17 protein-coding genes are annotated in these 22068 nt (G+C 60.3%); 6 read left to right on the top strand and 11 right to left on the bottom strand.

Translation table 11 applies throughout. The features are described from left to right. Positions 1–133: 133 nt before the first annotated feature. Complete coding sequence (locus HBJ59_RS22135; protein ID WP_167664770.1) at positions 134–1129, bottom strand: FecR family protein; 996 nt, start codon at positions 1127–1129, stop codon at positions 134–136. A gap of 151 nt (positions 1130–1280) precedes the next feature. Here HBJ59_RS22135 and HBJ59_RS22130 point away from each other — a divergent pair, with 151 nt between their 5' ends. After that, on the top strand, positions 1281–1550 hold the full coding sequence (locus HBJ59_RS22130) for a PepSY domain-containing protein (RefSeq protein ID WP_076014833.1): 270 nt from the start codon (positions 1281–1283) through the stop codon (positions 1548–1550). A 41-nt stretch (positions 1551–1591) separates the two neighbouring features. On the opposite strand, the gene HBJ59_RS22125 is transcribed toward HBJ59_RS22130, so the two are convergent. Beyond that, a complete protein-coding gene (locus HBJ59_RS22125; protein ID WP_167664769.1) occupies positions 1592–6712 on the bottom strand; it encodes a dermonecrotic toxin domain-containing protein in 5121 nt (1706 codons plus the stop codon). 170 nt (positions 6713–6882) lie between these two features. Here HBJ59_RS22125 and HBJ59_RS22120 point away from each other — a divergent pair, with 170 nt between their 5' ends. Next, entirely contained in the window at positions 6883–7920 is a 1038-nt protein-coding gene (locus HBJ59_RS22120) for an Ldh family oxidoreductase (protein ID WP_076014831.1), read from the top strand. A gap of 40 nt (positions 7921–7960) precedes the next feature. Here HBJ59_RS22120 and HBJ59_RS22115 read toward each other — a convergent pair whose 3' ends face one another. Then, entirely contained in the window at positions 7961–8281 is a 321-nt protein-coding gene (locus tag HBJ59_RS22115) for a YqjD family protein (RefSeq protein ID WP_010172915.1), read from the bottom strand. Between the two features lie 176 nt (positions 8282–8457). On the opposite strand from HBJ59_RS22115, the gene HBJ59_RS22110 reads away from it, so the two are divergent. Continuing rightward, positions 8458–8709 (top strand): hypothetical protein, encoded by a 252-nt coding sequence (locus tag HBJ59_RS22110; protein ID WP_003217960.1) that lies wholly within the window; start codon positions 8458–8460, stop codon positions 8707–8709. Here HBJ59_RS22110 and HBJ59_RS22105 read toward each other — a convergent pair. From HBJ59_RS22105 to HBJ59_RS22095, 3 genes are all read right to left on the bottom strand, one after another. Next, on the bottom strand, positions 8684–9601 hold the full coding sequence (locus HBJ59_RS22105; RefSeq protein ID WP_167664768.1) for a LysR family transcriptional regulator: 918 nt from the start codon (positions 9599–9601) through the stop codon (positions 8684–8686). The genes HBJ59_RS22110 and HBJ59_RS22105 overlap by 26 nt on opposite strands. Before the next feature lie 56 nt (positions 9602–9657). Further along, the gene (locus HBJ59_RS22100; protein WP_167664767.1) at positions 9658–10947 is read right to left on the bottom strand and encodes an MFS transporter; all 1290 of its coding nucleotides are present in this window, start codon (positions 10945–10947) and stop codon (positions 9658–9660) included. A 67-nt stretch (positions 10948–11014) separates the two neighbouring features. After that, entirely contained in the window at positions 11015–12403 is a 1389-nt protein-coding gene (locus HBJ59_RS22095) for a M20 family metallopeptidase (RefSeq protein WP_167664766.1), read from the bottom strand. Between the two features lie 119 nt (positions 12404–12522). Here HBJ59_RS22095 and HBJ59_RS22090 point away from each other — a divergent pair, with 119 nt between their 5' ends. Further along, the gene (locus HBJ59_RS22090; RefSeq protein WP_076014827.1) at positions 12523–13407 is read left to right on the top strand and encodes a LysR family transcriptional regulator; all 885 of its coding nucleotides are present in this window, start codon (positions 12523–12525) and stop codon (positions 13405–13407) included. Positions 13408–13516: 109 nt separating this feature from the next. Continuing rightward, positions 13517–14443 carry a carbon-nitrogen hydrolase family protein gene (locus HBJ59_RS22085; protein WP_167664765.1) on the top strand — a complete coding sequence of 309 codons (927 nt, stop codon included), beginning with the start codon at positions 13517–13519 and terminating at the stop codon, positions 14441–14443. An 832-nt stretch (positions 14444–15275) separates the two neighbouring features. Here the strand turns inward: HBJ59_RS22085 and HBJ59_RS22080 are convergent. Genes HBJ59_RS22080 through HBJ59_RS22070 form a run of 3 tightly spaced genes read right to left on the bottom strand, consistent with a single transcriptional unit; the run spans position 15276 to position 17733 of the window. Further along, positions 15276–15827, bottom strand: a complete 552-nt coding sequence (locus tag HBJ59_RS22080; protein WP_167664764.1) for a GNAT family N-acetyltransferase — start codon at positions 15825–15827, stop codon at positions 15276–15278. 4 nt (positions 15828–15831) lie between these two features. Next, a complete protein-coding gene (locus HBJ59_RS22075; RefSeq protein ID WP_076016521.1) occupies positions 15832–16293 on the bottom strand; it encodes an LEA type 2 family protein in 462 nt (153 codons plus the stop codon). 12 nt (positions 16294–16305) lie between these two features. Further along, a complete protein-coding gene (locus HBJ59_RS22070; RefSeq protein ID WP_167664763.1) occupies positions 16306–17733 on the bottom strand; it encodes a nucleobase:cation symporter-2 family protein in 1428 nt (475 codons plus the stop codon). Positions 17734–17968: 235 nt separating this feature from the next. Between HBJ59_RS22070 and HBJ59_RS22065 the strand changes: the two genes are divergently transcribed. Continuing rightward, complete coding sequence (locus tag HBJ59_RS22065; protein WP_167664762.1) at positions 17969–19594, top strand: methyl-accepting chemotaxis protein; 1626 nt, start codon at positions 17969–17971, stop codon at positions 19592–19594. 133 nt (positions 19595–19727) lie between these two features. On the opposite strand, the gene HBJ59_RS22060 is transcribed toward HBJ59_RS22065, so the two are convergent. After that, positions 19728–20705, bottom strand: coding sequence for an NAD(P)-dependent oxidoreductase (locus tag HBJ59_RS22060; protein ID WP_167664761.1), 978 nt, complete (start codon positions 20703–20705; stop codon positions 19728–19730). Beyond that, positions 20705–22000: an MFS transporter gene (locus HBJ59_RS22055; RefSeq protein WP_167664760.1), complete on the bottom strand. Its 1296-nt coding sequence runs from the start codon at positions 21998–22000 to the stop codon at positions 20705–20707. The genes HBJ59_RS22060 and HBJ59_RS22055 overlap by 1 nt, the downstream gene beginning before the upstream one ends. Between the last annotated feature and the right edge of the window lie 68 nt (positions 22001–22068).

Raw genomic sequence — 22068 nt, 5'->3', positions numbered from 1 at the left:
GAATGAAACACCGGCCGCCATAAACCTGGCAACCCGCAGCCGGCTGTCAGCTTAGCCGGTGCAAGTGTTTCAAAAGTGGACAGTTCCAGGCAGAGAACGTCCGTGGAGCAGGGCATGCGCCCTGTCCCCAGCATCAGCCCTTGGGTGTTTTACGCGGAATCGAATTGAGTACGGGGTTGCCGTCCTGGTTCTGGGTCAGGTAGACCGGCAGGACCTTGGGCAGGGAGGGGACGAGGTTGGACACCTCGTTGATGTTGTAGATACCACCAATGCGGATCGCGCCGGTACCGGCGTCGGCCAGCATCACCGGTTTGCTCAGGTAGCGGTTGATCAACGGCAACGCGTCGGCCAGGGCCAGGTTGTCGAGGATCAGCTTGCCGTCGCGCCAGGCCAGGGCCGTGTCGCCCGGGGCAATTGGCTGGGCCAGGGGGCTGGCGTCGCCACGGTTGTAGCTGGCCTGCATCCCGGGTGACAGGCGCAGGCCGCTGTGGAGGTCGTCGCTGCTCACCAGTACCGAGCCTTGCAGCAGCATCACCCGCACATGGTCTTCGTATTTCCAGACGTTGAACTGAGTGCCGGTCACCCGAACCTGACCGTCGCCGGCGTGGACAATGAAGGGGTGTTGCGGGTCATGGCTAACGTTGAAAAACGCCTCGCCTTTTTTCAGGGTGACCCGGCGCTGGTCTTTGTAATGGCTGTAGACCAGCTCGGTGCCCAGGTTCAGTTCCACCTGGCTGCCATCATCGAGGGTGACCTGACGCAGGCTGTTTTCGGCTTCGTAATGCTTGTACGAGCTGGGCAGCCAGCCCGCTTCCCAGCCGGTAAAGGCCGCCATTGGCAAGGCCACCAGGCATACCGCCGCCGCTACCGCGTAGTTGCTAAAACGCTTGCGAGGCTGGAGTCGCACCACGGCAGGGGCCGGTTCGCTGCGGGGCAGGTGATCGGCAACGTCCCAGATTTCCAGCATCGCCGCGTATTCGAAGGCATGCAGTGGATGTGCATTGTGCCACTGCTCGAACGCCTGACGCTCGGCCGTCGTGCAATCGCCGGCGTGCAGACGCATGCACCAGTGCGCAGCGGCATCGGTGATGGCGTCATATTCGGCTTCTGAAAGGGACTTATCTGTCATTAACTCATCCTGATTTCCCACATTCTAACCTCCACAGCAGGACGGCGAGAACAGCCATCATGGCGAATGCACATCAATTGGAACTAATTCTCGTCTGCAAGGCCCTAAAAATCAGGACAGCTAACATTCAATCCCTGTATGGAGTACGAAAATGCTTAAGAAAACCTTAGCCGCCATCGTTGCAACCTCGGCCCTGCTCAGTGCCGGAGCCGCCCTGGCGGACAAGCCGGGCGCAGGCTGGATCACCATTGAAAAAGCCATCGAAACCGCCAAGACCAAGGCCGGTTACGTCGAGATCTATAAGATCGAAGCCGATAACGATGGCTATTGGGAAGGTGAGGGGCGCAAGTCCGATGGCATCGTCTATGAGTTCCGCATCGACGGTGCCTCGGGCAACGTGTTGCGTGACCAGAAAGACTGAATGAGCTGGCTGGGTGCAGGCGTGTAGCCTGCACCCGTTCTTTACGGCGTCCCTTCGGCAATCGAGGGCACGGCGTCCAGTTGGCGCCCTAGCGTTGTGATCAGCAAGGTCAATGAGTCTGCGTTATCCATTTGTGTGTTGAAGCGTTGAGTCAGGTTGGTTTTGAAAATTTCCCGTGCATTGCTCAAGTCCACGCCGCCTGTCGTGGTGAGAATCTGCTGCTTGATGTAGGCATCTTCCGGCTCAGTTCCGATATCAGTGCCTGCGGCGCCAAACGGGCTCGTCGACTTGAATAATTGCCCCATGGGCGTGCTCACCGAGTAGCCATTTTCCTGCAGGTCTCGCAGTCGTTTTTGAAGATCGCGACCGGCTGGGGTTTCTACTTCGATCAGGTCGGCAAACGGTGATACCGAATTGAGGTAGGCCACGTCGGCAGTACGGCTGACGATATGGGTCAGTTCATGAATCAACGTGGTGGCGCGCGCATGGGATTGTCTATCGAAGTAACTGATCAAATGCCCTTCGAACTCGCCCGTAGGCGCGGTAAAGAAGTTTTCGGTGAGGTAGATGCGCCGATCCGGATCGTCGTCGATGGTAAACGCCCAGTGCCGTTCGGGTTCGGCAAGGTGAACACCGGAGACGAAGCGCCGGGAGTTGAGTGAGTAGAGTGACGGCTCCAGCACCTCATCGAGGATTGCGGTGACGGTGTCCATGAGCTTTTGCGAAAGAGCTTCCGGAAAGGTCGGCGGGCCGGTGTCGGGGTTTATCGGGATACCAAAGAAGCGATTGATGAAGCGGTGGATTCGGGTCACGGGTGGGTATTTGTGATCGAGCAGTTTCAGGTTCTGCTGGCAGTTGTGCAGGTAAAAGGTTGCCAGGTCCAGTGCCTCGACGATCGCCTGGGCCCTGTGGGGCGCAACACGTCGAATCTCGGCCAGGCCTCGGGCTTCGACGTTCATCACCCGATCCACCTCTGACCTCACCCCCCGGCGTTCCATCATGGCGCTCCAACCCGGGCCGTGGCGGCGTACCGATGCACTAGGGTCCAGGATCCATTTGCGCTCGCTATCGAGGCGCACAAAAGGCCCCTTGGACCGTGCACTGAAAAGTCGCCAATGCCCCTCAGCCTGTTTGGCTCGGTAGACCTTGCCGGCACACGGAAGATAGTGCCGATTGTCGGTAGTGGTGTAGACGCCGGAGTTGCCGACCTTCAGGCTCTCCAGGCTGGTGTCGCAGGCTTCGTACGCTTGCAGCCGGGTGCGGGCCTGGGCGGTGACATCGATGTCTTGCCAGGCGCTGGCTGTTTGTGTGGGCACGGGTTGTGCCGCGGCACTTGCTGTCGCAGGCTCATCCATCAACTCGCGTATTGAAGCCATTTGCGCCACACCGCCAATAAACGTCTCCAGCGCATCGCGCCAGCGGTGTTGCTGCAAGTCTTCGGCAGAGGTCTTGAACAGTTTGTAGCTTTGCCAGATCACCAGCGGCACCATCAGTTTGCCCGGCAACAACGCTTGCGCCTGTTGCAGGCCATGGGTAAACAACGCCTTGAGGGTGTCCCAGGCTGATCGGCCATTGGCCTGGGTTTGCTGTTCAAACAGGCTCGAAATCAATTCAATGTTGTCGCGGTACAACTGCTTGAGCGCGTGGCCCTTGATCGGATTGGACGCCAGCGTGATTTCGGAGGTTTTCCCAAACGTGCTGGTCCAGAGGTTTTTATACGTGGCTTGCTCAGCCGCTGGCAGGCGGCCGACCACCCAGTCCTGCAACGGGCCAGGCAGGTTGAGCTTGCGTATCAAATCCGCCTCATTTTCGAACTCCTGGAACGCCTGCTGCGGACCGTAGGGCGCGTACATCACCAGCGGCGCCTTTTCGATAGTGTTGAACACGTACACCCCAAGGGCCTTGATGGTGCGGGCGCCCGCGGTGGCGATCAACTCCAGGGGACGGAGAGTCGAGGTCGCATCCTTGACCGCTGCCCGGGCGACAGCATCCGGCATGTCGAGGACTTGTTCGATCAGGCTCAAGCCCGTGGGTGATAACAGTTCCTGCAGTTTCAGTGCGTGGGCGTTTTGCAGCAATTGCCAGGGCAATTGCCGTATAAAACGTTGCTCGCGTGCTTCGGCTCCCGGCTTGCCCGGCGTGAGTTTTTCGGCCAGGTAGGCCTTGTTGTCCTGCTCAAGGGGCAGGCGCGCGAGTATCTGGCGGACAATAGTGGGCGTCAGGCCAGTGGCCGTGGACTCCACATCGAACTCAGCGGCTTGCTGGCTGATGTGATTGAGTGCGTAGTCCACCAGATTTTGCCGCTGGCCGGCCAACACCAGTTTGGGCAGGATGTAGACGTCTTGCGGGAGCACGTCATAGTCTTCCAACAGCTCCTCAAGTTTGCCGCTGAGGTACTGTGATAGCGGGACGAAACCGTCAAGGTAGTCCTTGTTGCCGTCCAGGTTATGGCGGTATTGCTCAAGTATTTCCACATGGCGCCGCTGTTGGCTGACCGCTGCCATCCCCAGCCAGGCCGGCAGTGATTGTTGCGCCATGAGGGTCTGGGCGATTTGCGAGGCGTGGTCCAGGTCGTTGGCCGGCAGCGCCTTTTCCAGTTCTTTGAGGCGTTCCAGCAACGCATCGCCTGACAGCTTCAGCGTCAGGCAGTGGGCCCGTTGTGCCTTGTAATGATCAATCCAGGACTGCTGGCGGTGTTGCGCGACCGCACCGTTGATCTGCATGAAATGGCCGAGAGGGCAGGGCTGGTGCGGCTTGAGATAGCGCGGATCGAGATTGGCCAGTAGCTGCATGCGCAGGGCCGGGGCGGCCAGCCGACGTTTCAGTTCCGTCTGCAATTGGCTGACATTGGCGAAACTCTCCAAGCCACGCGCCGGCGTCCATAACACTGCCCGGCCGGAGTGCGACGGGTCCAGCCCGCCGCGTTCGGTCAGCATCAGGCAGTGGGCGAGGGGCACCCTGTGCGTCAGGCCCTGGGGTTCGACGGTCAACGCATAGGCATCCGGGATGAATCCACCCAATCCCTGGCGCTGGCGGCGATCGGGGTGTTGAAGATCGAACACCGTTTGCACGATCGCCTCATCACGGGCGTCCAGGCTGTTGTTGAGGCGCCTGAGCCCGGCTTCGCTCCGGATCGCCACGGCCATGGCATGGGCCATCGGCTCCTTGAGCTGCTCCAGGTGTTCGCGAGGAATATCGGTGATGTTGTAGTTATGAAACTTGATCAGCGCGGCTTCAAGAATCGCGTTTGCTTGCGGTATGTCCAGGACGGTCAGTTTTTTTGCAACACCACTGCCTGCGCCGTCGTAAAGACCATAGCCCGGGGTTTGCGGAATCGGCTCGCGCCCGTGGATCAGGCGCGCAAGAAAGTAACTGCGCAGGCTTTGGCTTTCCAGGGGCGCAGTGGCTGGTTTGGCGATTGCGGTGCCGGAGTATCGATTGACGTAGATCCTCCCAGGATCCCGGCCCGACAAACCCCTGCGGCTGAACTCTGAGATGAGTGCCTGATTGACGGTGTTTTCCAAGGTGGGTTGCGCCCGTATCTGGGCGGCCAGCGTGTCCCGGATACCGAGCAACTGCTTTTGCAGCAGAGAGGCCCGTTCGGCGGCCAGTGACACCGGGCGGGTCGGGTCGGCCAGTACCGAGTGCGGCGTCCAGCGTCCCGCTGTATCCAGGCCCGGCAGGTGGCTGTCGACCATGTAGCGCACATCCAGCGCGTGGTCGACCAGGGCCGAGGGTTCTATGCCCGCGCGGGTGCGTCGGTACAGATCGAGGGCGTAGCGAAGGTTCTGTTGTTGCTTGCCAATGATGGCTTCGAATAGATGCTCAAACAGATTGCCGGCGATGGGTTTGCCGGAAAACTGCGGCACCTTGAAACCGATAAACAACGCCCGCTCCTCAAGTGACATCAGGTTGTACAGGTCGTCTTCATACCCTGGCGCCTTGACCATCGCCCTTAGGGCTTCCATCAGGTCGTCATAGCTCCCGAGGACTTGCAAGCCCTTGTCCGGGGTATAGAGAAAGGTCTGCGAATTGCCGATCATCAAGGTGCTGGCCAGCTCGACGACGTTGGTCGAATGTTCCCAGACCAGTACTTTCTCAAAGCGCAGTACGTGGCTGTTACGCAGAGCCTCTTTACCATCGGACTCGTAAAGCACAGCCAATGCCTGGCCTTGCTCGGGGCTGATGATGGATTGCTGGCGCTTGAGCAGCAAATCCAGGCGCGCATTGGCGGCCATAGCCTGGGCGAACCAGGCCCGGCGAGAAACACCCGGCGAAATCTCGGTGTTCCAGAATGTCTCCAGTGCACTGTGCAGGAACGGGATCAGTTGGCCGGCTGCTTGCTTGATCGCGCGCTCCCAGCGCTGCGTATCGCGGGCCTTGCGTTCAGGGTCCTTGGCGTCGGTGGGTTGCTTGGGATGGAAGAACTCCCGGGTTTGCCCCGCAGGCCAGGCCTGCTCACGATAGAACAACAGCACCGCGTCATTGATTTGCAACGAGTCGAGCCAACGAGGCAGCGCATCACCGGCAGGTTGCCTGGCAAAAAAGCTGACATGGGCTTCGCCGGCGTCGAGCCCTGGAAACAGCGGGCGGCAGATGCTTTCGAGCAGCTTTGAAAGCAGGGAACCCAATGCCGGGAGCTGTTTCAACTCAGCCAGCAATGCCTGGCGATTTTTAGCCTGATAGTGCCTCAGGGTTTTTTCCTGCTCACCAAACACGTCATCGACCATGAACTCCGGCGTCAGCTCCAGGCTATCGTCGAGTACCTGCGAGGCCTGCTGCAGCAAGGGCAGGAAGCACAGGAGTTGCGTGGCGTCAGCCGGCTTTTTCAAACGCTCTTTCAGTGCTGTGAGTACGAGGGCCGGGCTGTCGAATTTCTCCAGGCCGCCGTACGGGGTGTAGAGCCAGGCATGGGGGTAGGCGCTGGTTGAACTCATCATGAAACTGCCCGCCAGTTCGACTGCGTCGGCGGCACTTTTATTCAGCCAGATGCGCTGTGCAATCATCGGCGGCGACTGTTGGCGACGGCCAGCATCGCTGGCAAAAAACACCTTGCCGAGAAACTCGATGTCCTTGCTGTCGATGTTCATCTGGCGCTCACGGTCCAGCGCCCTCCAGCCCACGCGCATGGCTTCGGGGAAAAAATAGGGAGTCTGGCTCATCACTGCGGTCCTTGGGGAAGTACGACACTGGACGCTATCCAGTCTCGACAACCCCGGGGGCTAGATATGTCTGGCGCTCCCTGTCGACAGCCATGGGGCAAACCCTGTCTAATCGACGGACCGATTCTTGTACGCTGTTGCCCATTCCAATAATTAAACGGGAGCTTCAGATGTCTGCATCGCCTTTGGATGTCGAGTCTTCATCAGAGCGACTCAGTTTTGCGCAATTGACCGACCTGCTGCGCCAGGTATTCGTGCGCCATGGCACCTCGGCCGAAGTGGCCCAAGTGCTGGCCGAGAACTGCGCCAGCGCCGAGCGCGACGGCGCCCACAGCCACGGTGTATTCCGTATTCCCGGTTACGTCTCGACGCTGGCCAGTGGCTGGGTCAACGGCAAGGCCGTGCCGGTGGTCGAGGACGTGGCCAGCGGGTTTGTGCGGGTGGATGCCGGTAATGGCTTCGCCCAGCCCGCGCTGCAAGCCGCTCGCCCGTTGTTGGTGGAGAAGGCCCGCAGTGCCGGGATTGCCTTGCTGGCGATCCATAACTCCCATCACTTCGCGGCGCTTTGGCCGGACGTCGAGCCGTTCGCCGAAGAAGGCCTGGTGGCCTTGAGCGTGGTCAATAGCATGACCTGTGTGGTGCCCCACGGCGCCGACCGCCCGCTGTTCGGCACCAACCCCATTGCCTTCGCCGCGCCCCGCGCCGATGGCCTGCCAATCGTGTTTGACCTGGCCACCAGCGCCATCGCCCACGGCGACGTACAGATTGCCGCGCGCAAGGGCGAGCGCCTGCCACCCGGAATGGGCGTGGACAGCCTCGGCCAGCCGACCCAGGACCCCAAGGCGATCCTTGAAGGCGGCGCGCTGCTGCCGTTTGGCGGGCACAAGGGTTCAGCCCTGTCGATGATGGTCGAATTGCTGGCCGCGGCCCTTACCGGTGGCAATTTCTCGTTTGAGTTCAACTGGTCCGATCACCCCGGCGCCCGCACGCCGTGGACCGGCCAACTGCTGATCGTGATCGACCCAAGCAAGACCGCCGGGCAGAGCTTCGCCGAGCGCAGCCAGGAACTGGTGCGACAGATGCATGCGGCAGGGTTGCGGCGTTTGCCGGGGGACCGGCGTCATCGCACACGAGCGAAGTCGCTGGCAGGCGGGATTGAGATCGAAGCGGCAGAATTGAGCCGGTTGCGGGTGTTGGCGCAGGCGTGAAGCGAGCTGCGCCCGGGGAGGGCGCAGCCGTTACATCAGATCAGTTGCGACGGCCCAGCAACAGGCCGACCACCAGGCCAAACCCGGCGGAAATCGCCACGGTCTGCCATGGATGGCCACCGATGTAGGTTTCAGTGGCATCCACCACCGGCTTGCTGCGCTCGCGCACGTTGGACACCGAATCCAGGGCTTGCTTGAGCTTGATAGCGACCTGCTCACGCAGGGTTTCACCTTCTTCCCCCACCAGTGACGCGCTGCTTTTGAGCAGCTTGTCTGATTCTTCGATCAGCGCGGTCAGTTCACTGAAGGCTTGATCCTTGATTTGTTCTTCGACGGCTTGGGCGGCAGATTTGCGGGCCATTGGGTTAACTCCTTGCGGGTGAATGTGGCAATGAATGCGCTTGATGAAGAATGGAGTGTTTGAAGCTGGCAAAAGTTGCAGGTTTTTTTCCTACGGTCAGCTTAGGTGAAATCCAGGCCAGGAAATTTCGACCTACAGTGTAAGATGTCACCTATTTGTGCAGCAGGTAATTCAACATGAGCTTCAATCTGGCCAACAAGCCCCTTGCCGAGCGCGCCGCGCTGGAAGATGAAAAGTCCCGTCTCTACGACCTGTGGCAAAGCAACCTGGGCAAAGCCAAGGGCGAGGCCGCCCGCCTGTTTGGCGAGCGCGCCAAGCGCAAGGGCAAATGGGCCGAATGGGTACGTGCGGAACTGGACGGCATGTCACCGCCGGAGTTTTCCAACATGGTGCGCAGTGAAGTCAATCGCCTGATGGCGGCGAAGTAAAACAAGCCTCGATCGCTTCGCGCACTTTGAGCAGCAACGGATCCCGTTGTGCCTGGGTGCGCCAGCCCAGTTCCACCGGGTAACGCGGCAATGCCAGCGGGCAGGGCAGTACCTTCAGCCCGGTCATCTGCGCGATGGCCTGGGCTGCGTGTCCGGGAATCGTTGCCACCGCCTGGCTGCCCTTGAGCAGGAACGGCAGCGCGGCGAAGTGCGTGGTTGAGGCGCTTACGTGCCGGCTCAGCCCCTGCGCGGCCAGACCCTCGTCGGTAATCCCGATAAACCCGCCGGATGACACCAACAGATGTTCACGCCTGACGAATTCGTCGAGGTCGATGGCCTGTTGCTCCGGCGCCAGGCTGGCGGCGTCCACCAGGCACGCATAATGGCCTTCCCCCAACACCTGCCGGCTCAACCGGCGCTCGGCAAAGCCGCCGGCAGTGATCGCCAGGTCCAGACTGCGATCGAGCAGGGCGCCGGCAACGATCTGGCTGTGGGTCTGGCGGAAAATCAGCCGCAGCTTCGGCGCACGCCGGGCAATCTCTTCAATCAGCCGGCGGCCGTAGGCGATTTCGAAATCATCCGACAGCCCCAGCACCACCGAACGGCCCTGATACTGGCTGCCCTGTGGGTCGACCATGGCCAGGCTTTGGCGGCAACGATCCAGGGCTTCGCTGATCACCGGTTTCAACTGGTTGGCGCGCAAGGTCGGCGCCAGGCCTCGACCGGTGCGCACGAACAACTGATCGCCATACACATCCCGCAGGCGGCGCAATGCGGCACTGATCGCCGACTGTGTGACGCCAAGGCGCAGGGCGGCCCGGCTGGCGCTGGATTCATCGTGCAGCGCCTCGAAGGTTTTCAGCAGGTTGAGATCAACGTCGGCGATATTCATTGGGTTCATATCATGTGGCCCGGGTGTGCCCTGAATATATAACGCCTCGACAGGTGCTACACCAACCGCAACGTTCTCTTAGCTACCACGAGCGCGCCAATGCTGAGGGCTGCCGCCGCTATCAGGTAAAAGCTCGGCGCCAACTGCGAGCCGGTCAGCGCGATCAGCCCGGTCGCAATCACCGGTGCAAAGCCACCGAATATCGTCACGGCCAGGTTGTAGCTGAGTGACATGCCAGTGACTCGGGTGCGCACAGGAAACACATCGGCCATCAGTGATGCCAGCGGTGCGAAATAGACGGCCTTGATCAACGCCATCATCGACACCACCAACAACAACGAGGTTGCGCTCGGCACTCTGTTGAGCCAAACAAACGCCGGAAAGATCGCGAGGATGTAGATGACCGAAGCCCAGAGCATGATTTTGATCCGGCTGACATAACCGGTGATGAACCCTACCACCGGCGTCACCAGGGTCAGTATGAGCCCGCCCGACAGCGTGGCTAAAAAGCCTGTGGACTGGGGAATGTTCAAGGTGGTGGCGGCATAGGACGGCATGTACTTGATCATGAAGTTGGACGCTGTCGACACGATCAGCACGCCCATCGCTACAAGCAACAAGGTCTTCTGCGAGAGCAGCACCTCCCGCAACGGCCGGGCGCCGGGTTGGCTTTCCTTGAAGTCGGGCGACTCATCTACCGTGCGACGGATGTACAGGCCCACCGGGGCGAGGATCAGGCCGAAGAAAAATGGCACGCGCCAACCCCAGTCGAACATTTGTTGATCATTCAGGTGGGTGGTCAAAAAGTAGCCGAACAATGAGGCGATGACCACGCCAAAGCCCTGGCTTGCAAACTGCAGGCTCGCGACAAAATTGCGGGTCTTTTGCGGTGCATGTTCCATCATGAAGGCGGTGGAACTGCCGAATTCACCGCCTGCCGAGAAGCCTTGGAGCAGGCGGGCCAACAAAATGCCTATCGGCGCAATTATCCCGATGGCTGCATAGCTGGGCATCACCGCGATCATCGCAGTCCCTATCAGCATCAGCATGATGGACAGTGTCAACGCTTTCTTGCGACCCTCCCGGTCGGCATAGGAACCCAGCACGGCGGCACCCAATGGCCGAATAAGAAATGAAAGGCCGAAGGTCGCGAAGGCAAGAAACAGCGAGACGGCCGGGTCGGCGGCCGGGAAGAATACCTTGCTGATGGTCAGCGCAAAATAGGCGTACACCGACAGGTCAAACCATTCAAGGGTATTCCCGATCAAGGCCGCGCCGACGGGTTTCCAAAGGGGCGTGGCCTTTGCGACCGAGGGTGAAACGGTAGGGGACGATAACGCTGTCATTCTTGACGCTCCTGATTTTATAAGGGGGTGAGCGGCAGATAAAAAGGGTCGGGCGGACCCCGATTTTTTATTGTGGGTTGAAGGGGGCGAGGTGACCCAGGTCCCAGAAAAGCGAGGTCATGATGTGCAGCCCTTCGAGGACTACCGAGCCCAGCAGATGCTCATCCGGAGCATGTTGTGAACAGCCGGGGTAGGAGTGGGGTATCCACAAGGTAGGCAAACCCAAGATGTCAGCGAAAATATCGTTGGGCAGGGTACCCGCAAGGTTCGGTAACACGGCGATAGGCCGGTGGGTGACGTCGGCAATCGACTGCTTGGCGAAGCGCACCCACGGGTTGTCAGGGTCCAGTCGGCTGGCAGGTGTGCAACGGTCAATCACGATATCGACCTGTTGAAAACCCTCGGCGTCCAAGTGTTGGCGCAGCAGCGTTTGCAGGTTTTGCCAGTCTGTGCCCACCACAAAGCGTAATTGGCAATGCGCAATGGCGCGGGGTGGAATGGCGTTGACCGGTTTGGCTGGATTGCCTGCGGTAAACGCCAGGATCTCCACGGTATTCCAGCCGAAGAGTCGCTCACCCAGCGTCAAGTCGGGCTCGCCCCAGTGCACGTCCAAAGGACGGCCCAGGGAATTCTGATCGATACCCAGGTCGCGGATGGCTTCGCGGACTGAGTCGGGTATGGCGCCAGGCACCAGCGTTCGGCAGCGAATACGACCGTTCTTGTCCACCAGGCTGGCCAGGGCATTGGCCAATACCACGGCGGGGTTGGACATCACGCCGCCCCAGTTGCCGGAGTGAAGGCCCTTGTCGCGCGCATTGACTTCAAGGGAAAACAGCGCAGAACCTCTGGAACCCAGGAATATCGTCGGGCGGCTGTCGTTCAAGCGCGGCCCGTCCGAGGCGATGAATACATCGGCCTGCAACAGCGCCTGGTGCGTTGTGCAAACCTCCCGCAGCCCGGGAGAACCGCATTCTTCGCCGGTTTCGAACAGCACTTTAACGTTGAAGCCCAAGCGCCCCTCGCGTTGCTTGATGACGTGTTCGAGGGCCGTCAGGTTGATGCTGTGCTGGCCCTTGTTGTCCGCGGTGCCGCGGCCATACCAACGATCACCTTCTACGGTCAACGCCCAAGGGCTGAGCCCCGCGCGCCATTGCTCGTCATACCCGAGCACTACGTCGCCATGTCCATACGTCAATACCGTCGGCAAATCAGCCCCTTCGTGGCGTGCTGCGAACAGCATCGGCCCTGCGCCCGAGGGGTTGTCGAGCCACTGGCATACGAAGCCCATTGCGATCAGCGCGGGTTGTATTTCCTGTTGCAGATACCGCGTCAGTTCGTGCGCTTGGCCGGGGTTCTGGCTTTCGCTGCGAATGGCGATCCGGCGACGTAAATCGGCTTCAAAATGGCCGTCGGCCAGGTACTGACGAACATTCGCGAGCGCTTGTTGCTTGGACATGACCGTTCCGGTGTGGGCTGAGATTCAATCCAATATAGAAGTCACGTATCGGTCTGTATATTGCTGTTTTTTGACGTTTGCCTTCTAATAAATAGATGCTTCGGTGAGGGAGTCAAACTGTGGATTATCGTTATTTCCTGGCCGTGTTCGATACAGGCTCGCTGGCCGCTGCCGGCGAACGCTTGCACATTGCGTCCAGCGCTGTGAGCCGCCAGATATCCCTGTTGGAAGAAACCATCGGGGTGCCACTGTTTGAGCGCCGGCCAAGAGGCATGCAGCCAACCGCTGCCGGCAACGCCTTGGCCGACCACGCACGACGTGCCTCGCTGGAGGAGCAAAGCCTGCTGTCGGAGCTACGGGCGGGGGATTATCCCGGGGCGAAAGTAGTACGGCTGGTGTCCACCGAAGGATTGTCCCGCTACTTCCTGCCTCAGGTGCTGATCCGGCATTACCAGCAAAATCCCGCTTTCCAGTATGTGCTGGAAGTGATGTCGCCTCACGACTGCGCGGATAAAGTGAGGCGCGGCGAAGCCGATGTGGGGTTGGTATTCAGTACCGAGCCTATCGACGGTGTCGAAGTCCGGCATTCCAGCCGCTCGCCGATCCGCGCGGTGATGCGGGTGGGGCATCCATTGGCGACGCTCAAGCAGGTGCCTCTTCGGTCGCTGTCACCTTACCCGTTGGCGCTGACGCCAAAAGGCTCTACCCAGCGGCAGTTGTTCGACCTGGTTTGCCAGATGGAAGGGTTGTCGTTTAATCACGTGATGACCTGCAATTATTCGGGCGCCATCCATGAGTTCGTTCGCAACACGGACACCATTGCGTTTGGTGGGGCGATCAGTCATCGGGCGAATGGAAGCGACGAGCTGACGTCCGTAGCGCTGTCGAACCCGCAATTTTCGGACCGGTCGATTCAAGTCCTGACCATGCCCAAGCGCGCTTTACCGGTGGCCCTGGAGCTGTTTATCGAAACCCTGATCGGATCCCTGAAAGATTTGACTTGATGGGTGATGATATTTATCTGGCTCATATCAGTTAGCAGCGAAGTGGGCTTTATTCATGATTGCTGCTGGCCGGAGAATGGGCAACCCCCATTGATTCGGAGTGATCGTGATGCCCATTTCTACCGTGGCTGCCCTGCAAATCGGTTCCTTGCCCGGCGGCAAGGCTGAGACCCTGGAACAGATCCTGTCTTACGAGGACGAAATCCTGCGCAGCGGTGCGCAACTGGTGGTGATGCCCGAAGCCTTGCTCGGGGGTTATCCCAAGGGTGAAGGTTTTGGTACACAGTTGGGTTATCGCCTGCCTGAAGGCCGTGAAGCGTTTGCCCGATATTTTGCCAATGCGATTGATGTGCCAGGTGTGGAGACCGAAGCGCTGGCCGGGCTCTCGGCGCGCACCGGGGCCAGCCTGGTGTTGGGCGTGATTGAACGCAGTGGCAGCACGCTGTATTGCACGGTGCTGTATTTCGAGCCGGTGGGCGGGTTGGTGGCCAAGCATCGCAAATTGATGCCTACCGGCACTGAGCGGCTGATCTGGGGCAAGGGCGACGGCTCGACGTTGCCGGTGATCGACACGGCGGTAGGACGCATCGGCGGCGCGGTGTGCTGGGAGAACATGATGCCGTTGTTGCGCACGGCGATGTACGCCAAGGGCGTGGAGGTGTGGTGTGCGCCGACGGTGGATGAGCGGGAAATGTGGCAGGTGAGCATGCGGCATATTGCTCATGAGGGGCGGTGTTTTGCGGTGAGTGCGTGTCAGGTGCAGGCATCGCCCCAGGCGTTGGGCGTGGAGATTGCGAACTGGCCGGTGGATCGGCCTTTGATCGCGGGGGGCAGTGTGATTGTCGGGCCCATGGGGGACATTCTCGCCGGGCCGTTGCTCGGTGGGGCGGGGTTGCTGGTGGCGCGGATTGATACGGATGATCTGGTGCGGGCGCGGTATGACTATGATGTGGTTGGGCACTATGCCCGGCCGGATATTTTTGAGTTGACGGTGGATGAGCGGGTTCGGGGGGGGGTGCGGTTTATTGGTGACTGAGTACATATCCGTTTTTTCGGTAACGGCTACCTATGGTTCCGCTCTTACAGCGGGTCACTTTTGAAAAGCGCAAAAGTAACCAAAACGCTCTGCCCCGCCTGTCGGCACCTCGCCTAGGCTCGGTGTGCCCTCACTCCGGCATTGCTCCGCGGGCCGCCGCGACGGGCCATCCATGGCCCGGCGCGGCTAAACCGGCGTCCTGCCGGTTTACCCGCTCCGCAATACCTGCGTTCGGCCTCGGGCTGAATGGGGCAGTCAGATCAAAATCAAAAGCAGATCAAAAGCAAGAGCACAGCGGCCTCCCGGCCGGCTTGAGTGTTAAAAGCAGAGGCAAGATCCAGAGCGAAAGCAGAGCTGCTTTTCTGTGGGAGCGGGCTTGCTCGCGAAAAACCTGAGAACGCCGCGTTGAATCAGGATGCCCGCGTCATCGTTAACGACCTTCGCGAGCAAGCCCGCTCCCACATTTGGACCGTGCCCGCTTTAGCTGTTGCTGTTGCTTCACCACACTCAAGCCGGCCTGTAGGCCGCTGTGCCCTTGATCTGCTTGTGATCTTGATCTTAGGCGCCCCGTTAAACCACGCTGGCCGAACGCAGGCTTTGGAGCGTGGGTAACCCGGCAGGACGCCGGGTTAGCCGCGCTGGGCCAAGGATGGCCCATCGCGGCGGCCCACGCTCCAAAGCCGGAGTGAGGGCACTCCGAGCCTAGGCGAGGAGCCGAGTGGTGGGGCAAGAGCGTTTTGCTTACTTTTGCGCTTTTCAAAAGTGAGCCGCTGTAAGAGCGGAACCCATAGCGGCCCTGACCGCAGCAACGGATATACACTCAAAACCCACCTCAGCCCCGCCGAACCCCCAGCCATTCCTCCCGGGTAATCTCCCAAATATCCTTAGGCAAATTCCCAGCGACAAACTGCCCCTCATCCGTCCTGACCAACCGCATCCCCGTACGCTCGGAGATCCTGCGCGAGGCCACGTTCGGCGCCGCCTTGGGCACCCGCATCAAAGGCCGCTCCAGCACCTCAAACCAATACTCGGTCACCGCCGCACTGGCCTCGGCCATCAACCCCTGACCCTGCCACTGCGGCCCCAGCCAAAAGCCCCGATTGTTGTCCACCTCATCCATCAGACTGACATTGCCAATCAACACCTCTGGCGCGCTTCTGAGGCGGATCGACCAATGCCATTCCTCCCCACGCGCCATCGCCGGCAATGCCACGTGCTCCAGATAACTGCGCGCACCGTCCGCCGGGTAGGGCCAAGGCACCTGGGCATTGAGATAACGCACCACTTCCCAGTGCGCAAACTGCTGCTGGACGCCCTCGGCATCCTCCAGCGTCAGCGGCCTTAGGATCAGGCGTTCGGTATACAGCGTAGGTTGCGCATCCATGTCGTTACCAAGTGGCAGTGTTGGGAAAGTCCAGTGTCCCGCGATCCACAAAGCGCATGGTGCCGAACAGGCCACCCGCCAGCTTCCCGCGCAACACGTAAGGCAGGTTATTCAAACTCTGGGTCTGGCTCAAGCCAAGGGTCTGGCGCAACACGGAAAACGCCGAAACGCTCACCGGCACCGTCAGCACCGTCTCCGAAAAGCGCGGGATGGAACCACTCAGATCACTCACCCCGGAAGCCAGCGGCCGGCCATTGACCTCAAGGTCCAGGGCCACGCCGTTATAGTCGATCGCGGTTTCATTTGGGTTCTGCACCCGCAGCTTCACCGCGAAACGCACTTCCAGGTCCTGGCTTTGCAGCGGCTCGATGCCCACCACGTTGATGTTCACCGGGTCGCGGTTGGGGAACAACGCGCAGGCGCTCAGGGTGAGTAGCAGCAGTGACAGGACCATGAGCTTGCGCATAAAGGGGTTCTCCTATTTCGTGACGTCCGGGTCTTGCATCACCTTGAGGGTGGAGGCTTCCGGATCAAATTCATCTTCTTCCAGTTCTATGAACTCCTCAGGCAGGAAGATGTTCAGCACGATAGCGCAGAACGCACCGACGGTGATCGGCGACTCGAAGATGTTGTGCAGCGCCTTGGGCAGTTCGCGCAGTACTTCCGGGACTGCCGCCACGCCCAAGCCCATGCCTAAGGAAATGGCCACGATCAGCACATTGCGCCGGTGCAGGCCGGCTTCGGCGAGGATCTTGATCCCGGCCACCGCCACGGTGCCGAACATGATCAGGGTAGCGCCGCCCAGCACCGGTTTGGGCATCAGTTGCAGCACCGCGCCGATCATCGGGAACAGGCCCAACAGCACCAGCAGCCCGGCAATGAAGTACGCCACATAACGGCTGGCCACGCCGGTCAACTGGATCACGCCGTTGTTCTGGGCGAAGGTCACCATCGGCAGGCTGTTGAAAGTGGCCGCCATCACCGAGTTGAGGCCGTCGGCCAGCAGGCCGGACTTGATGCGCTTGATGTACAGCGGGCCCTTGACCGGCTGTTGGGAAATCATCGAGTTGGCCGTCAGGTCGCCGGCGGCTTCCAGGGGCGAAATCAGAAAGATCACTGCCACCGGGATAAACGCCACCCAGTCGAACGAGAAACCGTATTTGAACGGCACCGGCACGCTGATCAGCGGCAGTTGGGGCAGGGCGGCCAAGTCGACGCGGCCCATCCACCAGGCCACGACAAAACCCAGGGTCAGGCCAATCACGATCGAACCCAGGCGCAGGAACGGGTTGTTGAAACGGTTGAGCACCACGATGGTCAGCAGCACGAGGGCTGCCAGGCCCATGTTGCCGGCGGCGCCCAGGTCGCTGGCGCCATAGCCGCCGGCCATGTCGGTGACGGCCACCTTGATCAGCGATAAGCCCATCAAGGTAATGATGGTGCCGGTGACCACCGGGGTGATCAGTTTGCGCAGCTTGCCGATGAACTGGCTGAGCACCACTTCGATAAATGCCGCGAAGAAGCAGATGCCGAAGATCGTCGACAGGATCTCTTCGGTACCGCCGCCCCGGGCCTTGACCATGAAGCCGGCGCTCAGGATTACGCTGATAAACGAAAAGCTGGTGCCTTGCAGGCACAGCAGGCCCGAGCCCACCGGGCCGAACTTGCGGGCCTGCACGAAGGTGCCGAGCCCCGACACAAACAGCGCCATGCTCACCAGATACGGCACTTCGCTTTCCAGGCCCAGCACGCCGCCGACGATCAGCGTTGGAGTGATGATCCCGACAAAGCTGGCCAGCACGTGCTGCAGGGCGGCAAATATCGCCGCGCTGAAGTGCGGACGGTCGTCGAGGCCGTAGATCAGGTCGGATTTATAACGGGGGCGAGGGGTTTGAGTGTCAGACAAAATACGGGCCCGGGCAGGAAAAAGGAGGCGCAGGATGCCAGAAACTGCCAGTTGTCAGAAGTGTGAAAAAATATTTCGGAACATCCCCCATTAATTCCTCAAGCCGGCCGATACCGTTTATAGGCCCACATACCAATTACAACAGTGGTGCCAGCCGGTCAGAGCGGCGCGTTGACGCCCACTGACCGTGTCGCGGCAGGGATGCTCGCAGCCACTACTTCTAAGAGCGCCCCCTATGTCCCTTCGTAACCTGAATATCGCACCTCGAGCTTTTCTCGGTTTCGCCTTCATCGCGTTGCTTGTCGTTATTCTTGGGGTGTTTGCGGTGAACCGCATGACCCTGATTCGTCAGGCATCGGTCGACATGGGCGCCAACCAACTGCCCAGCGTCGGATATCTGGCCACCATGACCGAAAACGTCCTGCGCCTGCGGATTCTGTCGTTTCGCGTATTGGTCAACCGTGAACCGGCGGCCTTGCAGGAAGCCCAGACCCGCATGGGCGTGCTGGAAGGCAAGGTCAAGACCGCCCAGGCGGCTTATGCCACCATGCCGGCGGGGGATGAAGAGGCGGCGCTGTACAAGACGTTTGCCCTCACGCTCGACAATTACCTCAAGGCTCAGGCCGAGATGGTGAGCCTTTCGCAGCAGAACAAAGTGGAAGAGATGCGCGCCCTGATCAACAGCCGCATTAAGGATGGCACCGACCAGATGGGCGAACAGTTGAATAAACTGATCGCCATCAACGCGGCTGACGCGACCCAGGCAGGCAATGACGCCGGGCAGAGTTACCGGGACGCCATCACGGGCATCATCGCCGTTTCGGTGATTGCGGCCTTGATGACGGTGTTGCTGGCATGGCTGTTGACCCGCAGCATCGTCACCCCACTGCGCAAAGCGCTGGAGGTGGCTGAAGTGATCGCTGGCGGTAACTTGAGCAAAGTGATTGAAGATGACGGCAAGGACGAACCCGCTCGCCTGCTCGGCGCATTGGCTGCAATGCAAGCCAACCTGCGTCAGACCATCCAGCACATCGCCGGCTCAGCCACGCAGTTGGCCTCTGCCGCTGAAGAGCTCAGCGCGGTGACTGAAGAGGCCTCCAAAGGCTTGCAACAGCAGAACAACGAAATAGACCAGGCCGCCACAGCGGTCAACGAAATGACCGCAGCGGTGGAAGAAGTGGCGCGCAATGCGGTGTCCACCTCGGAAGCTTCCAGCCAGTCCAACCAGGCTGCGCGAGAAGGGCGTGACCGGGTGGTGGAAACCGTCGGTGCGATTCAGACCATGACTCAGGATGTACAAAACACCTCGGTATTGATCGAAGGCCTGGCGGCTCAGGGCCGTGATATTGGCAAGGTACTGGACGTGATTCGCGCGATTGCCGAGCAGACCAACCTGCTGGCCCTCAACGCAGCGATTGAAGCGGCACGTGCCGGTGAAGCCGGGCGCGGGTTTGCGGTGGTGGCGGATGAAGTGCGGGCCCTGGCCCATCGCACGGCGCAGTCGACCCAGGAAATCGAAAAAATGGTCGCAGGCATTCAGAGCGGTACGGGCGAGGCAGTGAACTCGATGCAGCAGAGCAACCAACGCACCCAAAGCACCCTGGAAATGGCACGGGCTGCCGGCGTGGCGTTGGAGCAGATTACCCAGTCCATCAGCCTGATCAACGAGCGCAACCTGGTGATCGCCAGTGCGTCGGAAGAACAGGCTCAGGTGTCCCGTGAAGTGGACCGCAACCTGGTGAATATCCGTGACCTGGCGACTCAGTCGGCAGCGGGTGCCAACCAGACCTCAGCCGCCAGTCACGAACTGTCGCGCTTGGCAGTGGATCTGAACGGGATGGTGGCGCGCTTCGTCATCTGATCTGAAATACAATTAAAAATGTGGGAGCGGGCTTGCTCGCGAAGGCGGTGTGTCAGTTGATGCATTCGGTGGCTGACACACCGCTTTCGCGAGCAAGCCCGCTCCCACATTGGGTGCTGTGGTGTTTCAGGATTCAGTGTTTCCAGGCAGTCGGATTCACCAGATTCTTCGGCTTCTCACCCGCCAGCGCCGCCAGCAGATTGTCCACCGCGCACTTGGCCATAGCCTCCCGCGTCTCATGAGTCGCCGACCCGATATGCGGCGTCGCCACCACATTGCTCAAGCGCAACAACGGCGAGTCATGCTGCAGCGGTTCCCGCACAAACACATCCAGTCCCGCCGCGCGAATGGTGCGCTGTTGCAACGCCTCGATCAGCGCCGGCTCGTCCACCACCTTGCCTCGGGAGATGTTGATAAAGATCGTCTCCGGGCCCATCAGCGCGAATTCTTCAGTGCCAATCAAGCCTTCGGTTTCAGCCGTCAGCGGCAACGTCAGGCACACAAAGTCGGCTTGCTGGAGCAAGTCCGGCAGGCTGCGATACTCGGCGCCGAAGCGCTGCTCCACCGCCGGTTTTGGCGAATGGCTGTGATAGATCACCGGCATGCCAAACCCGAAGTGCCCACGCTGGGCCAAGGCTTCGCCAATACGCCCCATGCCGATAATGCCCAGCGTCTTGCCGTGTACGTCGCTGCCGAAATGCAACGGGCCAATGTTCTGGTTCCAGTTGCCGGCGCGCACCATATTGGCCAGTTCCACCACTCGCCGGGCAGTGGCGAGGATCAGCGCGAAGCCGGTATCAGCGGTGGTTTCCGTCAGTACGTCGGGGGTGTTGCTGAGCAGGATGCCGCGCCCGGTCAGATAGTCGATGTCGTAGTTGTCGACGCCGACGGACACGCTGGCCACGGCCTCAAGGTTTGGCGCCAGGTCCAGCAATTTGGCGTCCAGGCGCAGGCTGGCACCCAGCATCCCTTGGGCCTTAGGCAACGCCGCGCGCAGCTTGGCCAGGCCGCTTTCATCCAGTGCCTCGATCAGTGTGACCTCGGCCTGTTCATGCAGGCGGGCCATCAGCGGCGCAGAGAGTTTCTTGTAGAGCACGACAGACTTTTTCATCAGGTCTTTACCTTCAATTCAAGGGAATTCAGCGGGGCGCGTTCGCGGTCACTGGCGCCGGGCTTGAGGAAGATTGTCAGCACCACCGACACCATCAACGCACCGCTCATCAGCAGGTACGAGGCGCCGGGCGAACCGGTGCTGCTATTGAGGTAGCCCACCAGGTACGAACCGCCAAACGAACCGAGGGCGCCCATGCTGTTGATCAGTGCCATGGCGCCGCCGGCGACGTTGGCCGGAAGGATCTCCGGGACGATCGCGAAAAACGGCCCGTACGGCGCATACATGCACGCCCCGGCGATCACCAGCAGGGTGTACGACCACCAGAAGTGTTCGGCGCCCAGCACGTAGGACGCATAAAACGCGATGGAGGCGATCAACAGCGGCGGCCACACAAAGCGTTTACGTTTTTGCAGTTTGTCCGAGCCCCAGGACACCACCAGCATGCCGATCACCGCCGCCAGGTACGGCAGCGCCGACAGCCAGCCGGCCTCGACCATGTCCATTTTCAAACCGGCCTTGAGGATCGACGGCAGCCACAGCACGAAGCCATACACGCCAATGCTCCAGCAGAAAAACTGCAGCGCGAGGATGATCACCTTGGGCGAGCGAAAGGCTTCGGCGTAGTTCTTCACCGCCTTGATGCCCACCTGTTCTTCGGCGAGGGCGGTTTCCAGGTCTTTTTTATGCTGGGCGCTCAGCCATTTGGCATCGGCCGGTTTTTCATCCGCCAGCTTCCACCAGATAAACGCCCAGATCACCGCCGGCAAGCCTTCGATGATAAACATCCAGCGCCAGCTGAAATGCTGCACCAGATAGCCCGAGACCACCGACATCCACATCATGGTCACCGGGTTGCCGAGGATCAGGAAGGTGTTGGCCCGGGAGCGTTCTGCGCGGGTGAACCAGTGGCACAGGTACACCAGCATCGCCGGCATCACCGCAGCTTCCACCACCCCGAGCATGAAGCGGATCACGATCAGCATGTAGGCGTTGGACACCATGCCGGTCAGGGTGGCCAGGCCGCCCCACAGGATCAGGCTGACGAAAATCAGCTTCTTGACGCTGCGCTTCTGCGCATAGATCGCCCCCGGTACCTGGAAGAAAAAGTAGCCGAGGAAAAACAGCGCGCCAAGCAATGACGACATGCCCGGGGTGATCATCAGGTCTTCGGCCATCCCGGAGGCGGCAGCGAAGCCGTAGTTGGCGCGATCCAGGTACGCCAGGCTGTAGGTGATAAACACGATGGGCATGATGTACCACCAACGACGGGTGGCGAGTTTCAACGGTTCCATAAGGTTGCTCCTGAGCTTGTTGTAGTTGTGGCAACAGGTAACTGGGTAGCAGCGAGCTTGCTCGCGAA

Origin of the sequence: Pseudomonas sp. AN3A02 (assembly GCF_011765255.1) — a bacterium.
In the GTDB taxonomy this organism is placed as follows: Bacteria; Pseudomonadota; Gammaproteobacteria; order Pseudomonadales; family Pseudomonadaceae; genus Aquipseudomonas.
This window is presented reverse-complemented; position numbering and strand designations above follow the sequence as displayed.

Excerpts from the sequence above, each read along its gene's own strand:
- HBJ59_RS22075 (WP_076016521.1), bottom strand. The coding sequence starts at position 16,293 with ATGCGCAAGCTCATGGTCCTGTCACTGCTGCTACTCACCCTGAGCGCC.
- HBJ59_RS22080 (WP_167664764.1), bottom strand. The coding sequence starts at position 15,827 with ATGGATGCGCAACCTACGCTGTATACCGAACGCCTGATCCTAAGGCCG.
- HBJ59_RS22135 (WP_167664770.1), bottom strand. The coding sequence starts at position 1,129 with ATGACAGATAAGTCCCTTTCAGAAGCCGAATATGACGCCATCACCGAT.
- HBJ59_RS22100 (WP_167664767.1), bottom strand. The coding sequence starts at position 10,947 with ATGACAGCGTTATCGTCCCCTACCGTTTCACCCTCGGTCGCAAAGGCC.
- HBJ59_RS22120 (WP_076014831.1), top strand. The coding sequence starts at position 6,883 with ATGTCTGCATCGCCTTTGGATGTCGAGTCTTCATCAGAGCGACTCAGT.
- HBJ59_RS22060 (WP_167664761.1), bottom strand. The coding sequence starts at position 20,705 with ATGAAAAAGTCTGTCGTGCTCTACAAGAAACTCTCTGCGCCGCTGATG.
- HBJ59_RS22115 (WP_010172915.1), bottom strand. The coding sequence starts at position 8,281 with ATGGCCCGCAAATCTGCCGCCCAAGCCGTCGAAGAACAAATCAAGGAT.
- HBJ59_RS22055 (WP_167664760.1), bottom strand. The coding sequence starts at position 22,000 with ATGGAACCGTTGAAACTCGCCACCCGTCGTTGGTGGTACATCATGCCC.
- HBJ59_RS22095 (WP_167664766.1), bottom strand. The coding sequence starts at position 12,403 with ATGTCCAAGCAACAAGCGCTCGCGAATGTTCGTCAGTACCTGGCCGAC.
- HBJ59_RS22125 (WP_167664769.1), bottom strand. The coding sequence starts at position 6,712 with ATGAGCCAGACTCCCTATTTTTTCCCCGAAGCCATGCGCGTGGGCTGG.
- HBJ59_RS22065 (WP_167664762.1), top strand. The coding sequence starts at position 17,969 with ATGTCCCTTCGTAACCTGAATATCGCACCTCGAGCTTTTCTCGGTTTC.
- HBJ59_RS22085 (WP_167664765.1), top strand. The coding sequence starts at position 13,517 with ATGCCCATTTCTACCGTGGCTGCCCTGCAAATCGGTTCCTTGCCCGGC.
- HBJ59_RS22105 (WP_167664768.1), bottom strand. The coding sequence starts at position 9,601 with ATGAATATCGCCGACGTTGATCTCAACCTGCTGAAAACCTTCGAGGCG.
- HBJ59_RS22110 (WP_003217960.1), top strand. The coding sequence starts at position 8,458 with ATGAGCTTCAATCTGGCCAACAAGCCCCTTGCCGAGCGCGCCGCGCTG.
- HBJ59_RS22130 (WP_076014833.1), top strand. The coding sequence starts at position 1,281 with ATGCTTAAGAAAACCTTAGCCGCCATCGTTGCAACCTCGGCCCTGCTC.